Annotated in this window: 15 protein-coding genes; 3 read left to right on the top strand and 12 right to left on the bottom strand. The window is 45.1% G+C overall.

Annotated features, from left to right (window positions below; genetic code table 11):
• Window positions 1–15 precede the first annotated feature (15 nt).
• The 9 genes from traJ to BLR37_RS03050 all read right to left on the bottom strand — a co-directional run bounded on the left by traJ (window position 16) and on the right by BLR37_RS03050 (window position 7934).
• Window positions 16–1209, bottom strand: coding sequence for a conjugative transposon protein TraJ (gene traJ, locus BLR37_RS03010; protein WP_052265936.1), 1194 nt, complete (start codon window positions 1207–1209; stop codon window positions 16–18).
• 100 nt (window positions 1210–1309) lie between these two features.
• Window positions 1310–2044: a TerB family tellurite resistance protein gene (locus BLR37_RS03015; RefSeq protein WP_244154580.1), complete on the bottom strand. Its 735-nt coding sequence runs from the start codon at window positions 2042–2044 to the stop codon at window positions 1310–1312.
• Window positions 2031–2762: a hypothetical protein gene (locus tag BLR37_RS03020; RefSeq protein ID WP_090764386.1), complete on the bottom strand. Its 732-nt coding sequence runs from the start codon at window positions 2760–2762 to the stop codon at window positions 2031–2033. Before BLR37_RS03020 ends, BLR37_RS03015 begins: the two co-directional genes overlap by 14 nt.
• The gene (locus BLR37_RS03025) at window positions 2746–3495 is read right to left on the bottom strand and encodes a conjugal transfer protein TraI (protein ID WP_482211618.1); all 750 of its coding nucleotides are present in this window, start codon (window positions 3493–3495) and stop codon (window positions 2746–2748) included. Before BLR37_RS03025 ends, BLR37_RS03020 begins: the two co-directional genes overlap by 17 nt.
• Window positions 3496–3610: 115 nt before the next feature.
• Window positions 3611–3997: a hypothetical protein gene (locus BLR37_RS03030; protein ID WP_039471900.1), complete on the bottom strand. Its 387-nt coding sequence runs from the start codon at window positions 3995–3997 to the stop codon at window positions 3611–3613.
• A gap of 145 nt (window positions 3998–4142) precedes the next feature.
• Window positions 4143–6611, bottom strand: a complete 2469-nt coding sequence (locus BLR37_RS03035; RefSeq protein ID WP_039471902.1) for a TraG family conjugative transposon ATPase — start codon at window positions 6609–6611, stop codon at window positions 4143–4145.
• Window positions 6608–6934, bottom strand: coding sequence for a DUF4133 domain-containing protein (locus BLR37_RS03040; protein WP_039471904.1), 327 nt, complete (start codon window positions 6932–6934; stop codon window positions 6608–6610). Before BLR37_RS03040 ends, BLR37_RS03035 begins: the two co-directional genes overlap by 4 nt.
• Before the next feature lie 2 nt (window positions 6935–6936).
• A complete protein-coding gene (locus BLR37_RS03045) occupies window positions 6937–7281 on the bottom strand; it encodes a DUF4134 domain-containing protein (RefSeq protein WP_039471906.1) in 345 nt (114 codons plus the stop codon).
• A 68-nt stretch (window positions 7282–7349) separates the two neighbouring features.
• Entirely contained in the window at window positions 7350–7934 is a 585-nt protein-coding gene (locus BLR37_RS03050; protein ID WP_090764389.1) for a hypothetical protein, read from the bottom strand.
• Between the two features lie 203 nt (window positions 7935–8137).
• On the opposite strand from BLR37_RS03050, the gene BLR37_RS03055 reads away from it, so the two are divergent.
• Entirely contained in the window at window positions 8138–9409 is a 1272-nt protein-coding gene (locus tag BLR37_RS03055; protein WP_039471911.1) for a 5'-methylthioadenosine/S-adenosylhomocysteine nucleosidase family protein, read from the top strand.
• 65 nt (window positions 9410–9474) lie between these two features.
• Here the strand turns inward: BLR37_RS03055 and BLR37_RS03060 are convergent, their stop codons facing one another.
• From BLR37_RS03060 to BLR37_RS03070, 3 genes are all read right to left on the bottom strand, one after another.
• Window positions 9475–10038 (bottom strand): PIN domain-containing protein, encoded by a 564-nt coding sequence (locus BLR37_RS03060; RefSeq protein ID WP_039471913.1) that lies wholly within the window; start codon window positions 10036–10038, stop codon window positions 9475–9477.
• A complete protein-coding gene (locus BLR37_RS03065) occupies window positions 10028–10492 on the bottom strand; it encodes a helix-turn-helix domain-containing protein (RefSeq protein WP_244154581.1) in 465 nt (154 codons plus the stop codon). The genes BLR37_RS03060 and BLR37_RS03065 overlap by 11 nt, the downstream gene beginning before the upstream one ends.
• Window positions 10493–10836: 344 nt before the next feature.
• On the bottom strand, window positions 10837–11727 hold the full coding sequence (locus BLR37_RS03070) for an RteC domain-containing protein (protein ID WP_143009524.1): 891 nt from the start codon (window positions 11725–11727) through the stop codon (window positions 10837–10839).
• Window positions 11728–11973: 246 nt separating this feature from the next.
• Between BLR37_RS03070 and BLR37_RS03075 the strand changes: the two genes are divergently transcribed.
• Together BLR37_RS03075 and BLR37_RS03080 are read left to right on the top strand one after the other, a co-directional pair.
• Window positions 11974–12591 (top strand): Crp/Fnr family transcriptional regulator, encoded by a 618-nt coding sequence (locus BLR37_RS03075; RefSeq protein WP_039471917.1) that lies wholly within the window; start codon window positions 11974–11976, stop codon window positions 12589–12591.
• 364 nt (window positions 12592–12955) lie between these two features.
• On the top strand, window positions 12956–15514 hold the full coding sequence (locus BLR37_RS03080) for a UvrD-helicase domain-containing protein (RefSeq protein WP_039471919.1): 2559 nt from the start codon (window positions 12956–12958) through the stop codon (window positions 15512–15514).
• Window positions 15515–15666 lie beyond the last annotated feature (152 nt).

Raw genomic sequence — 15666 nt, forward strand, 5'->3', positions numbered from 1 at the left:
CGCCTACGTACGTACCTATTTACCTTCTATACGCTTTTGTTGGTGCGGGTTATCCGGAAAATAATCCCCTTGCGCACCTGACGAAAAACTCTGCTTTAAATTGCGGTAACCATCACCCAATGCATCCGCTGCCATGCCCCCGCCGGATCTGGCGGCCTGGCTTCCCGAACGCGTGGCCGAGGATACAATTGAATTCACTTTCTGCAGGATCGTATTTCCGCCTCCTGCATGCACCACGTAATTGGCCACATTGGGCACGCAGAAATAACCCACGATCCCAATAATTAAAAATATCAGGTAAGCAGTATCCAAACTTGAAAAGAAGGTATCCCCCTGCTGCTCGATCTGCGAAAGATCCAGTTTTAACATGTTTTCCTGTACTTTTCCAAGGATACTTGAAAAGATATTGCAGATGGGCAGCCACAGGAATATGTTCACATACCTCGCGATCCATACCGTCAGCGTATTCTGGAAACCATCAAAGACCGCAAAGCCAAATACCAAAGGCCCCAGAATGGCCATTACGATCAAAAAAAACGTCCGTACGGTATTGATGCACAGCGCTGCCGCGGCGTACAGGATCTCCAGTACCTCACTCAGCCACTGCTTGATCGAATTCCTGAAATTGTACGAAGCTTTAGCAATATTGAACTCCAGTCCATGGCCCAATCCATCCAGGAAAGTTTCTTCCTCCCTGTTCGGATCATTAGGATAAGCATATTTGTACCACTTATCAGAATCCCCTGATCCGCTCTCGCCGACATACATCTGCCAATAGCGGCTTTTTTTGATCGCAGCTTCCTTCATTTTAAGCAATCTTTCGATCGCTTTATTGCTTCCCGCCACCATGGCATTGGTCGCCAATACCGTTGGCTGCAGTACCCCATTGATCATACCCAGCACCGCCGGAAAAAGCATCACCGCCATTCCCAAAGCAAATGGTCGAAGTAGCGGATAAAAGTCGATGGATTCTGCCGATGCCAGCTGCCTCCACACCCGCGAGCCGATATAGAACAGTGCCCCAAAACCTGCTAGGCCCCTTCCCACGCCCATCATGCCGGAGCATAGCGGAAGCATTTCATCATATACTTTGTCCAGCACGGGTTGCAGACCGGAAATACTCTGCGCCGCAGTTTGCGCAGAGGCGCAAAACGGCAGTAACAAAAAGGCCAGGATAGCGCACAGGAATCGGTTAAGTTTTATTTTCATGGTACCAAAAATTTATCTTTTTTACTTTTTGAGCTGGGCATATAGCCGGGGCGTTCTCCAATGCGTAGAAAACCAGATGCATTATTCCCCGTTAACACGATCATTTTTCATTCCTGAACACCTCGCTAAGCCCCTTGACATCAGCCCTCTCTTTACTCCTTTGTAGATTAAGCATGGTCGCCTGATCATTAAAGGCCCGTAGAAACATCAGCTTTTCTTGCGTATCGGCAAAAATCCTGTCGATGGCAGCCAACCTTTCCTGGTCACTCATTCGAAGGTTTGAAGAAGTAATCACCGTCAGCAGTTCATCCAGGTTATCCATGCTCAAATCAAAAAGCTGTTTATACACCCCAGCGAGATAAGCAATATCATCCTCCGAAAAATTGCCCGAAGCCTGAAAGCGCTTGAATGCCCGCTTGTACTCTGAAACAATCTTCGCCTGGTCACTAATAATATCCGCTACCTTATGGTATTTTTTAATTTCCGGACTGACCAGCATCATGCCATCCAGAAAAACCTCATGCAGCGAAAAATTACCTTGAGCAATATCCTTTACCGCCTTATAACCACTGGATATCAGCAGATACCCTTTTTTCATATCGGACAGGATATTTTTGAGCTGGCTGAGTTTTTCGACATTCAACAGCAGTTGCTGCGCTTCAGTTGACTGCGCTAGACTTTGCTTAGCAGATAAACTAACCGTACTGAAAAGCGCCGCTAAAAGCAAAGCTTTTGGAAAAGGTAATAGTGACCTTATCCACACGCTGGCAGATAGCGATGAACACTGCGTTAAACCCTTTAAATAGCATCCGGCAATAAACCTATTCAAAACCATAAGCCCTCCTTAAATCCAGAATATCAAACCTATCCCTTTCCCTGCTTCTGATCAATCGCTCTACCTTAGCCATAAAATCCGTGGTAAAAGCTGCCCTGTCCTGCATAGCTTCATACAACTCATCAATGCGCCTGATCCGCTCAGCCTCCTCCATCTCCAGCCTGCCCGAAGTCACTACCAAAAGCAACGATTCCAGATCCCTTGAACAGTCCGCCAGTACGGCCGCTTTCACTTCCAGGATATAAAGCTGATCGCCCGGCGAGAGCATGGCATTGCCCTTAAATTCTGAAAACCATTTCGCGATACCGATCTGGTAGGAAAGGATTTCCGCCACCTTTACATTTTTTCTGACCGCAGGGCTAACTGCTTTTAACGAAGAAATAAAAGCGCCATGCAGGCTGAATTCGCCACTGGTAATATCTCTTACGGTCTGCAGTCCCCCATCCACCAATTGATACCCTTTTTTGGCATAAGATAAATACAGCTGTAAAGCCGCAATCTGTTCCAGCAGGTATTTTTTCTGCGTTTTCTTCTGGTTAAAAAACTCTCCAAAGGTCTGCGCCTGAACAACACCACCAAAGCAGAACACAAAGCAAAACATAAACACCAAAGCCCCAATGACCAAAGCTTTTACCCTGAAAGCTAAAGCCTGTACCACCCCTAAAACTAACGCTGGACTCTTTCCAACCCCAGCCAATAACCTATTTTTCGATACCATAAATTTCTTTTAGTTTGGCGCTTTCCTCCATCGAAGAAGCGCGTTGTATACTCAATACCGCATTCCCACGGTTAAAACTTTTCAGATCTGTGTAATTCACGTCCATCTTTTCCGATGCCTTGGATATGATTTCCAGTCGCTCGGCATCGCTCATCTGCGTTTTGAAGGAATTCACGACCAATAATAACTGGTCAATGTTTTTGATGCTTTCATCCAGAATCCCTGAATACACCTTTTGCATATAATCCAGTTCGGAAGGCTCAAAGTGTTTGTCCTGCCGGAACAGATTCCAGGCCCATTTGTATTCATCCACGATCGCCACCTGCTTTGCCGTCAGGTCCTTTACTTTTTTATAATAGGCAATGGCCGATTTAATTTTCCAGAGCTCCTCGTAATACTCGCGGTAGAGTTTCTTCTGCCGCTGCGTCCAGTCCGCGATCTCGGTCAGCTTTAGTTTGGAAAGCTGGTTTTCCAGCACCTTCTGCGCATTCTGCAGCCAGATCGTTTCATTCTGCAGTCGCTGGATTTTCAGGTCCACCGCCTTGATCACCTTTTTTACCCCTGCCTTGATCACTTCCAGCACCGCGATCTGTGCATCAGCCCCCTTGGGCAGCCCCACGATCAGCGTCACCGTACTCAGCGGCAGGATTACCATATATTGTTTCATCTTATCCCTGATTTTAGTCCATACTTTTCCCATCCGGTCCGTAAACCGGTTCAATAGATTTTCCATAAGTGAATTGATTTTAGCTTTTTGTTATTGTGCTACAGGTGTTTTGCACTTTTGCCCGGATTTAAAAAGCTGTTATACTATATATATGTACCTTGACAAATATGCCTGGCGCCTGTTAATTGCCACCGGCAATCTTCCTATACTCACGCGTTCCCAGTAGCAGCACACCTGAATCGGGATAAAAGCTGATGATCTTGGAATTTTTCGGGACCTGGATCGATCCACTTTCCCCATCCCAGATCCCCAGCCACTTCTCGGCGGCATGTTCCAGGCGCCCCGGTTTTCCATCTCCGATCCGCCTAAAGCCTGTCTTCCTGATAATCGGATAGCTATCCTTGATTTCATTAAACTCCCCGATGATCAGCGTGTCCGAAGATTCACTGTATTCCCCCCTGGCATAATCGATGTAGGTGCCCGGGATAAAAGATTGCAGGTCTTTGGATCCTTTACACGACCATAAAGCGGCCAGACAAAGTGATAAAAAAAGCATTTTAGTTTTCATGGTATTTGGTTTTGGTTAGATTGATTGATGTATTGTTAGATTGAGTTATTGTTATATTGTTGAATTGTTGGATTGTTGGATTGACTTATGGTTATATTGTTGGATGGTTAAGGCAAATACAGGATAAAGAGCCTCCAGCCTATCTCTATCCCGGCTTCGCCCTTGCCCTCATCTCTGCTGCCAGTACCGAAATCCCCTTCTGGATGCTGCCGTAACGCGCGGCATATTCCTGCACGAGTATCTTTTCCCGTTCTTCGGTAGTATAGGCGAGGTATTCTTCAACGCTTACCTCCGTCCGGTACACCTTGCTCATCTGTCCGCCCAGCGAGATGAAAATCTCCTTGTATTTCAGTTTGGGATCATTTGCCTTGTTCATCGATAGTACGAGCGCTTTTTCTTTATCGGTCAGCCCCAAAAGTTCCTGGATCTGGTCAAATTTGTTCTGGTATTTACTCTGGTCCAGCAATATCTTACAGTCCGCATTATTGATAATCGCCTGCTTAACAATGGGTGAAGAAATCACATCCTCAATTTCCTGCGTTACCACGATCGGCTCGCCAAAGAACTTGCGCATCGTTTTAAACAGGTAGCGGATATATTCCGCCATGCCTTCCTTTGCTATCGCTTTCCAGCATTCTTCGATCAGTACCACTTTTCTGATCCCTTTCAGTTTTCTCATTTTCGAAATCACCATTTCCATGATGATCAGCGTGACCACAGGAAAAAGTATCGGGTGGTCTTTCACATTATCCAGCTCAAAAACAATAAATCTTTCGGATAACATGTCCAGGTTTTCCGAGGCATTAAGCAGGTAATCAAACTCCCCTCCACGGTAATAAGGGTTCAGGACATACAGGAAATTACCCACATCAAAGTCCTTTTCCTTTACCTTTCCATCTGCGAGCACCTGCATATATTCCGACATTAAAAACTCATAAAAGGAATTAAAGCAGGGAAAAATATCAGCCCTTGCCTCTAAATGCTCATAATAAAGTTTAAGTGCATTGGATATCGCTACGTATTCCGACCTGCGGTAATGCTCATCGTCTTTCTTCCATAAAGCCAGAAGCAAAGTCTTGATGCTCTCCTTCTTCTCGGTATCCATCTGGTCCCCATCCGAAAGATAAAAGGGATTGAATCTGATTGGATCCTCTTCGCTATAGGTAAAATAATATCCCCCGACCAGCTCGCACAATCCCTTATAACTGTGCCCGATATCCACCAGTATACAGTGCGCCCCTTGTTCATAATAACTTCTCATCATGTGGTTTACCGCAAAGGATTTCCCTGATCCCGATGGCCCGATCAAAAGTTTCGCCCTATTGGTGATCAGTCCCCGCTCCCAGGGCTCATCACTGATATCCACGTGCACCGGTTTGCCCGTCAACCTGTCCCCCATCCTAATCCCGAATGGGCTTAATGAACTCTGGTAAGCGGTTTCCAGGTTAAAAAAGCAAGCCGCCTGCTCTAAAAAAGTATCAAAGCAATCGTTCATCGGAAAGTCCGCTGCATTTCCCGGCACCCCTGCCCAGAATACCTGCGCCTGCCCGTCAGTCTCCCTTTTTGCTGAAGCATCCAGCCCGGCCATTGCTGATCCCACCAGGTTCTTCAGATCCAGCGACTTCGCGCGGTCCGAAGACCAGGCCAGCACATTAAAGTGCGCTTTTACAGGTAGCCGCTGCGAGGCTACCGCTTCATTCAAAAAATCATTTACCGCATCCCTTGACAGTGCATTTTCACGCGAATAAGCCGACAGCGACTGCAAACGCAGTTTCTTGGCCTCCAGTTTTTTAAGCACCTTATCCCTATCCCCTATAAAAATATACTGGTTTAAGATATGGTTGCAGGATAACAGCGATCCCAGCGGGCTTGCAAAACCGATAGAAAACTTACTCCGATCCGAACTGTATTTATCATAATTGATCCGGGGGCCGCACATTGCCGGCAGGTCCTCCACATCCGAAAGCGTATAAAGCTCGCATCGTTTATCCCCAACCCTGATTTCATCCCGCAGGTGGATATCTGAAATCAGCGGCATTTCCTCCTTCCCCAATAAAAAGCAGTAACGTTCGATCAGTCCCGGCTTATTTGCTGTTCCCGCCAATTCATCGTCCAAAAGCCTGACCAATGACACAAAACCGCTGTCCGATAAAATCCTAACGAACTGCCCTACATAATCCAGAAAGGAAGAAAACAACCCCTCATCCACCGTCTGTTCCGGGACAATCCGCCTGCGCAGGATATTGCTGTAAGCAGAGTTGGAGAGTTTCCTCCCCGCAGGCTTTGCGGTCAGCATCACATAACACTCATGCTCCAGGAATTCCCGCTCATTGAAAAAACGCTCCGATGCCCCCGATAAAAAACTATGTTCAACCGAAAAATCAGCCTTAAACCTGCTTTCCAGAAACCAATCCTGTTTATGCAACACTGTTCCGATAGGCAATACCCTGATCGCCTTTACCCAGGCCTGGTGGTAGCTTTCATAATCCCTTTCCGATAACGTAAAGATTTCGGGCAACCCCAGCTTAAACACCACTGTCAGGTCCCCCTGCATCGACTGGATACAGTCATGCTCCACTTTATATATCGGAAATATGTCCTTAGCCTCTATCATAACCTCACATTTTTTAACCGTGTAAATAAGCGGCGGGAACGGAATACCAGGTACTTTGGCAGACCACGTTTGGCCAGAAACTTTAACAGCCCATGCTCCCCGAATTTTGCGCTCATGTGAAAAACCACAACAAAAAGGCCACCTCCCAAAACACCTACCATTACCATCAAAAACACCAGTGGCACACCTGAAACATAGCCAATAGCAAACCCGATCAGCATCAGCACCAGCCCCAAAGCGAGATAAGCGATGTACTGCGCTTTTAGCCCCTTGAAGACAATCGGCCTGCCAACGCCCTTATTGATATGATATATAGTGGCCATTACTAGATCCCGAAAAATGATTTTAAAACAGTGGCCACAATCACCAGGAAAACACAAGACCCAAACCAGGCAGAGGCCACCTTTGAAGTATCCGGTTCACCCGCGTTCCACTTATTAAAGACCTTCACGGCGCCTATGATACCCATAACTGCACCGATGGCATACATCAGGTCACAGCCCGTATCGAAATATCCCACCACCTTATCGGTAGCTTCCTGAATCCCCGCATTCCCATCCTGCGAAAACACAGGTAGCGCAGCGATAAACTGGAACCAACAAAAGATATAAACCACTAATAAAAATTTGGCACAAAGCACGCTTCGAGGGCTGTTGAATTGATTTTTCATAAAAAACAGATAATGGATAAATAGATTGAAGTAAGGTAGAATAATAACTTGCTCAGATCACCCAAAGGCTAATACCACAGGTTCTCCAGTTCTTCCGGCGAAAGGTGGAAAGCAGCATGATCAGAGATATATTCATTGATCCGCCTGATCCTGGGATGCGAGGCCATGCCCGGATACTGCTCCTTCACCACCTTCATCAGCTCAAAAAAATCACGCTTATTGCTATCTTCCTTCGCCAGAACCAAAAACACATTTTTGATCTCCTCCAGCAGGTCCGGCACCAGCCCCTGCTGTCCCTCGATATCCCTTTCATCCAGATCCACAAAACCGATATCCTCCATGCCCACGCTGCTCATCCCCTCAGGTAGTCTCGCTTTGCCCATCAGGTCATCAGCTACTGCGCTACCCGAAGCGGTAACACTATCACTTCCCTTTCCAGGGACAGATGAATCTAACACCCCCTTAAAACTTGCCACCCCCAAAGGCCCCATTTTTTTTCTGAGATTAAAAAATATTAGGACACCACCATACCAGAGCAGTCCAAGTACCAGCAGTACCGCTAAAAACTGAAGTGTAGAAAAACCATGCAACATAACCTTCACTTTTCCCCGGCACCCCATTGTACCGGGATTTGATAAAGCAAAGTTGCGCATGCATCAAATCTTCCTATCCAATATTGGATAGATTGGATTTTAAACCTGCTTAAACAAGTCCTTTAAGCGGGCTGGCAACTGGTGATACGGCCTCCTCAGAATTATATAGCTTTGTGTAATCTTTACTGGGTTTATAAGAATGCTTTGTACATCTTATTTTTTCAATTTTTAAATGAGATATTTGCAGCCCGATCATTCGAATTATGGCCTCAAAATATTCCCGGATAAAACGTGCACTTGCCTACCTAAAAGATTTTCTAACCAGCAATCTGGACGAGTACCATGATGCTGCTTCCAATTTAACCCCGAGCGAAAGCGGGATAGCTTTTCTCTTTGACGGCGACGTATATGCTTTAATGGCAAACCTGGAAGAAACATTGTATAATGATATTTATCCAAAATTATTAGATGATAACCAAGCTCCCGATGTAGAAATCCTGGAGATTATTACCACACTGATCAAACAACTGGAAGATTCCAAACAGCTATTTAGGTCTATTGAGGAAGAGGAAGGTGGCATATTGAATGTCTCTGTTGCTTTAGCGCAAAAGCTGGCCATCCGTGCCTTGCATCAGTTGCAGGAAACATTGGAGCTGGCCGAAGAAGATAAAAAATTGGGGATCACCGCACACCGTTCAACAAATAATTCGCAATATCAGATCGCAATTGTTACCGCTACCCTGGAAGAATTTGATGCTGTAAAAGAACTTATGACAGATTGTGAAAAACTTCATGGTGGCGACAATGATGCTAGTGTTTACTATGCCGGTTTCTTTAAAGACGATCACAAGTCCCTATCTGTTATTCTTGCCAGAGGATTTCATCAGGGCATAGCCGGCGCTTCAACTATTGCATGCAAACTGACCTGGAAGTACCAACCAAAATACATCTTTATGCTTGGACATGCTGCTGGCAGCCGAAAAAGTATGTATAAGCCTAATCTCGGGGACATTATGATCGCATCGAGTTCAGTTGATTACCACCAGGTAGTATACAAAATGCAAAAGGGTGCAGATGGCGAGCTTGAGCAGGTTGAATCTGATCGAAAGATGGAAATCCCAGCAGATCCAACACTTGTACGAAGCATTGAAGCCTTTGCTCAAAAGGATATATTAACAGACATTCAGGCTGGCTATCCCCACGCCAACTTGTTTGAGCCATTAAGGGCCATCCCAGGAAAAATAATCACAGGTGGTGCACTGATGCGCTCCGATGAGCTTTTTGAAAAGCTTACCAACGAGAATGCGGGAACAATTGGCCTGGACATGGAAACCTATGGGGTTTATTATGCAGCTGAACATACAATGTTCGAAGAAAAACCCCTTTTCATTTCACTTAAATCGGTATCTGATTTTGGAGGTAAAGGCACTGAAATCACCAAAGCACAGAAAGCAGTAAAAACAAAATATGCAACCTATACCAGCGCGCAATTTTTCTACCGGTATAGTTTAGCCTGTTTACCATTAACGACATAGCAAAACAAAGCCTAAATATTGATGCTAGGTCAGCCATCTTTCGAAAAAGATGGTAAAAGGAAATTTTACAATAATGCATGTAGATAATTTGCAGTATCGGTAAGGCCATTCCTGCGCAGGCTTTCCAGCACCTGGTATTCATCCATTGCAGGATTCTTCCTGTTTAGTACCATTTCCCGGAATGCCTTTATCGCCTGCCCCTGGTTCAGATCGATAATGTCGGTAAGAAAATCATCGGCACTTTTGGCCTTCAGGCCGAAAGTGTCCAGATATTCTTCTGGAAAATCCTTCAGGTTATTGGTAACGATCACATTGGCGTTGGTTTTGATTGCTGCTGCTACCACATGACGGTCATCCTCATCGGGCAGTTCGAGCTGCAAAATCAGCCCCTCATAATTGCCCACCATGGCATCCGGAAAAGCCTGGTTTGCCTTTTGAACCCGTTTTTCAGCCTCCTTTTCTTCCACGCCATGCCTAAGCATCACCTCTTTCCACTCACCGAAAATATTGGCACTCCACTTTGGGGTATAAAGGTCATAATATGCAAACCAGAAAAGCAGGTCGCGTATAATTACCGGATAGATGACATTGGTATCCAGTACAGCCTTAAACCGGACACTATGAATCATACAATCCAAGCTCTTCATCGAAACCCATAATCTCGATAATATTCTTTTTCTGCTGGTCCTTCATCTTCTGTCTGTAGGACACAACATCTTCAAACTTTATTCTCCGATGCTTGCCAACCTTCACAAAATCGATGGCTCCCTCTTCCAATAACTTCACCAGATATGGCCTTGAACAGCCGAGTATTTCGGCTGCCTTTTGCGTAGTTACCTCAGTTGCCAAGGGAACGATAGAAACAGGTTTACCCTCTCCCATAGCCTTTAGGATATCCCCAAGAAATGCAAGGGCCCTAAAGGGAATCTTGATCCGCTCACCGGTTTCCTCTATCTCAATTTCCGTCTGCTCACTATGGATGCCGGAAAGAATTGAAGAAAAAGCAGGTAAGGACGCTATAGCCATCATCTGTTCCGATTTGGAAGGACGACGCATCTGATCAATCGTATTCATATCTATCATAACAACAAAATTAAACGAAATAAACGAAACAAACAAAATAAAAGAAACAAACAACAGGAGTAAAAGAACTAACAGAACAACTAACAGAAACAACACAAACAGCAGAAACAACAGAAGAACAAACAGAAAAAAGAAAAAATAGAAATTGCCACATAAACAAAAATCGGAAATCCTACAATTGGAATAAACAAATTATGTTTAACCTGGTTTACTTCACTATCAAATAATTTCAAAGAACAATATGCCTTTATACATCAAGCATCAACTTTTCAGGCAAAATCAAAATAATTCTGCGCCAAGCAGGAACCACCTCAGAACGCAGTGGTCCCTCCGTTAGCCACTCCTTAAAACCCGTTCCTCCGCCTTGCCCTTTCATGATCATAGGCATCATCATCATCCATTTTCTTCAGCAGCGCTGCACGCATCATATCCAGAAAAGCCGTGCGGCTCATTGTCTTCCTTGCCTTCAGGTCATCAAAGCCCCGTTTGGGCACCCTGAGATTTACTCCGAAAAACTTCCCGACTACCTGGAACAGCTCCACAATACCGATTTCTCCATTGTTCACCTGCCCTGTCAAAAATATACCGTGCACCAGTTCGATCAGGTGGATATCTCCCCCGGTCCACTTAAACTCACGGTGCAGATTGCCCCCAGCATCAACGACTGTAGCAGAAATTCCCGCAGGTCCGGACAGCTCGTGCAACATAGCCAAGATCCCATTCCTTAAACGTTCATATGCCATAAACCAGCTTACCAGTTCCCCCATCGGCGGAGCCAGGATAGGCTCATAACTCAATACAAATGGCTGTAGAATATTCTTCATATCTCCCTTCGAATAAAACACCCTATCCAGCACCCCCCCATCCAATCTGAAATAATCGTAATGCATGCTGTTCTGTTCAAAAAAAGCAGCGATCGACCGGAGTTTGGACAGATAATATTTCTTTTTCACCTTTAATCCCGATTCAGGAATGCCAGTCATAAAATAATGAAGTTCAGTGTGGTATATTATCAAAGACTTGAACATTGGATATGCGCCCTTATAATAATCAATTTCAATTAAAGGGTCTTCTGCAATCTTAGGCACATAGAAATCAGATAAGGTCTTTAAGGCTTCCGTGATCACCGAAGTCCGTGCCTTCAGCAACGCCACACTAATTTGATCCCCATCTGATAACGAATCCAACCGGGTATTCAGCTCTCCAAGCAGATTTTCACTAAAACTGTTTTTCATATTATAGATATTAGATAATATCCTACCCCGCCCGTTAACCGGCAACAACTCCCACAGGTAGGAAAAATGTTCAAATCCTCGATCAATAAATTTTGCGTCAGCAAAGACTTCCGTTTCCAGTTAAAAAAAGAACAGCACTTATACCAAATCGATAAAAAAGACGTTTAAAATCAGTATCCGTTCCGCAAGGACAATATTACCCCGTTTAAAAATAACAATGGTTGATCTGTGACACAATCGATCACCATGCCACACATCAACGATCCCGAAGCCGACCTACTGGAAATACTTGGCTTCATCATCCCGCTTCCCACCCCTATGCAGAACCGGGTAAAAGAAGAAAGCCTTATCGAAACCTTTGAACGCAAAAAAATCCTCCTTTCCCCCGGAGAAATCGCACGCCGCATATACTTCATCCGCAGCGGATTCATGCGTGCCTATTTCATCGACGAAGATGGAAAAGAATGCACTACCTGGTTCCGCGGGAAAGGCGATCTGATGATCTCAGTAACCAGCTTTTTCACCCAACAGCCCGCCCAGGAGTACATCGAAGTCCTCCAGGACAGCAAAGTCCAGTCCCTTACCTGGCTCGAACTCAACGCCTACTATGCAGACTTCAAAGAAGCTAACCTGATCGGCCGGATTCTCATCCAGAAGTACTACATCCTCAGCGCAGAAAGTGCCATCCTGCTCCGCACCCAAAGACCCGAACACCGCTACGATATGTTGCTGCAAAACCACCCCGAAATAGAACAGCAGACCACCCAGCAGAATATAGCCTCCTATCTCGGGATCAGTCGCGAAACACTTAGCCGAATCCGTCGTAAAAAAGCAAAAATGTGTCACCAGACACAAAATCGTTAGAAATCCGTCACTTGTTTTTCTTAGAAAAACGTACAGATAGAAAAAATAAGAAAGGTAATTATCTGTACCTACACTGGAACTTACAGTGATTAAACTTTGGAGGTTATAACAATGGAGCTCAAAGCGGTCCGATACTTTTCATTTTTATAAGTTGGTATTTGGGGATAAATCGCATTGGCTAAGCTCCATCGGAAGACAATACTCCTCTCCATGAAATGACCCATGGTCTTCACGTTGTTCCAGACAATCCTCCTGATCAATCTGGACACGTTATGCCTGAACACATACGGTTGAACGGTTCTTCCTCAGCCTACCCTGCCAATAAGGAAGTTTAAATATTATATTTGCTAAAATCATTCCATTAATGCCTCTAAAAAAGTCACCATATCCGAAATCAAATTGGTTCGATGACCTTCCTTTATTTGTAAAGATTATACTGTTCATTCTTTCCTGTGGGTTCCTGTACTGGCTTAAAACCAGGCAGCAGGAACTCCAAAGAAGAGAAAATATCCGACAACTTATTCCTGATATCATTCTAGCCTTAAAGGATATCGCTAAAAAACAGGATATGGTCCTGTATTTTTCCAATTATGATGCGCTGAGGCTACGGGAAGACCATAAACCATTGTTGCAGGCGATTCCAAAAAATTACAGGAACTGTGGCCTTGATGCCGATGAGCAAGCGTTGATTTCCCGTTTTGTGGATATCCATGAAAATTTGGAAGGGATCAGAAAGGCTTACAACGGGCGGTTCATCCCTCATGAGATTTCTGAATTCAAAGCATTTCTTTGCAGCCTGGAAACCTATCCCCTCTCTTTGGAACAGATGCGGGCGGTGGCCTGTGATGAAGATAATAATCTGGTGATCGCCGGTGCGGGAACTGGAAAAACCACGACAATCAGTGCAAAGATTGCTTATATCCTGGAAAAAAACCTAGCAAGGCCTGAAGAGCTGCTGGTGATTTCGTTCACCAATACCGCGGTAGATGAAATGTTTGACAGGACCTGTAATTTTCTGCGGGATGACGAACTGGCCAGGGGGATTACATTTAAAACCTTTAATGGTTTCGGCAATATGGTGTGTAGGTATTGTAGTCCCTATCCGGTGAAGCTGGCTTTTGATGGCAAGGATTACCGGGCCAAGTCATTTTTACAACACGAGTTCGACAGGCTGTTTTTAACAGATACGGATTTCGCACAGAAGGCCGTTAATTTTATCTCCTTTTTTGTCAGGCCGCCGCGGGATGATTTTGATTTTAAATCGGAAAACGATCTGATCAAACATGAGCGCGCTTTCCGTAATGTGAGCCTGAACGGAACGGAATGCAAAAGTTTGGAAGAGGTGATGATTGCCAATTTCCTCTACCTGCACAGGGTAGACTTTGCATATGAACGGACTTATCCGCTGAAGGCCGAAGATCAAAATCCTGATTTTGGCGCGTATTGCCCTGACTTCTACTTACCGGAATACGGCATCTACCATGAGCACTATGGCATCGATGAACAGGGCAACGTTCCCGCCTATTTTAAGTGCAAGCCCCCTTTTAAAACGGCTACCGAACAGTACCAGAGCGGCATGCGCTGGAAAGAATCGATCCATGAGAAATACGGTACCCGTCTGATCAAAACCTATTCCTTTCAGAACCGAAATGGAACGCTGCTCAAAGCGCTAAAAATCCACCTCGATAATTATGGCGTAGTATTGAACAAACGTGATCCAAAGGAAATTTTAACCAGGATTAAGGCACTGGATGATTATGAGGATTTTATGAACCTGATTTTTACCTTCCTGAACCTGATGAAGTCCAACAATAGCACTATCGGGCAGCTGAGATCGAAAGCTGCCGACCAGCGCTTTGAAGTATTCTTGGGCGTATTTGCTCCTTTAAAAGAAGCCTACCAGGCTGAACTCATACGGACCGGCTGTATCGACTATAACGATATGGTGAACCATGCAAGCGAATATATCTCCAACGGTGAATTCAACAAAAAGTACCGCTATATTTTAGTTGATGAATTTCAGGATATGTCCCTTGGACGTTATGGCCTGATCAAGGCCCTGAAAGCCGCCAATCCCATCGCCAAACTTTATGCCGTCGGAGACGACTGGCAGTCCATCTTCCGTTTTACCGGAAGCGATATCAGCATCATCACCGAATTTTCAAGGCATTTTGGGATAACCGCCGAAAATGCGGTGCTACAAACCTACCGTTTTAACCAGGAGATACTTACTTTAACCAGTGGCTTTATCCAGGTGAACCCTTCCCAGCTCAAAAAAAACCTTTCTTCGCCATTTAAAGCCTCGCGCCCTTCTTTTATACCCAGCCCCGTAACTGCTTATGGCAATAAAGCGCAAAGGGATCTCCAGAAATTTGATGCTTTAAAAGATATCCTGGCAAAGATCAAGAAAGATCACTCGAGCGCCTCAGTCTTTCTGATCGGCCGTTACCATCATAATGCACCTGCGGATTTAAGGGAACTGCAGAAGGCTTTTCCAGCACTCAAAATTTCCTATTTCACTGCCCATGCCTGTAAAGGACTGACCTGTGATGTGGCCATTCTGCTGGACCTGGATAGCGGTATCTACGGCTTCCCATCCCAAATGGCCGATGATCCGATTTTAGGCTATCTGCTCCAGCACGGCGACAGTTTTGAAAATGCCGAGGAAAGGCGGCTGTTTTATGTCGCCCTCACCCGCGCACGCCACCAGGTCTATCTCCAATATAACCCACAAAACATGAGCAAATTCTTAGCTGAACTCATCCAGGATCATGGTATTGGCGACAAACAAACCGCTCAGCAAAAATGCCCAAACTGCGACGGAGTTATGGTAGCCAGAAGTTCAGACAAGGGAAAGTTCTGGGGATGCAGCAATTATCCGCGGTGCAGACAGATCTTACGCGTGGCTGCTATAGCAACATAAACATTGACACAAAGAAGTTCATTAAAAGAATAGAAAATTGGACTGGCTATATAAGGCCCGATGATATCCAACGCTTAATCTTGATGCCATTTAAAAGTTGAGAGATTCCCTTTTTATAAGTCTTTAGCTTTGTTAAGTCACCGGTTATTTTC

This window comes from Pedobacter soli (assembly GCF_900101435.1).
In the GTDB taxonomy this organism is placed as follows: Bacteria; Bacteroidota; Bacteroidia; order Sphingobacteriales; family Sphingobacteriaceae; genus Pedobacter; species Pedobacter soli.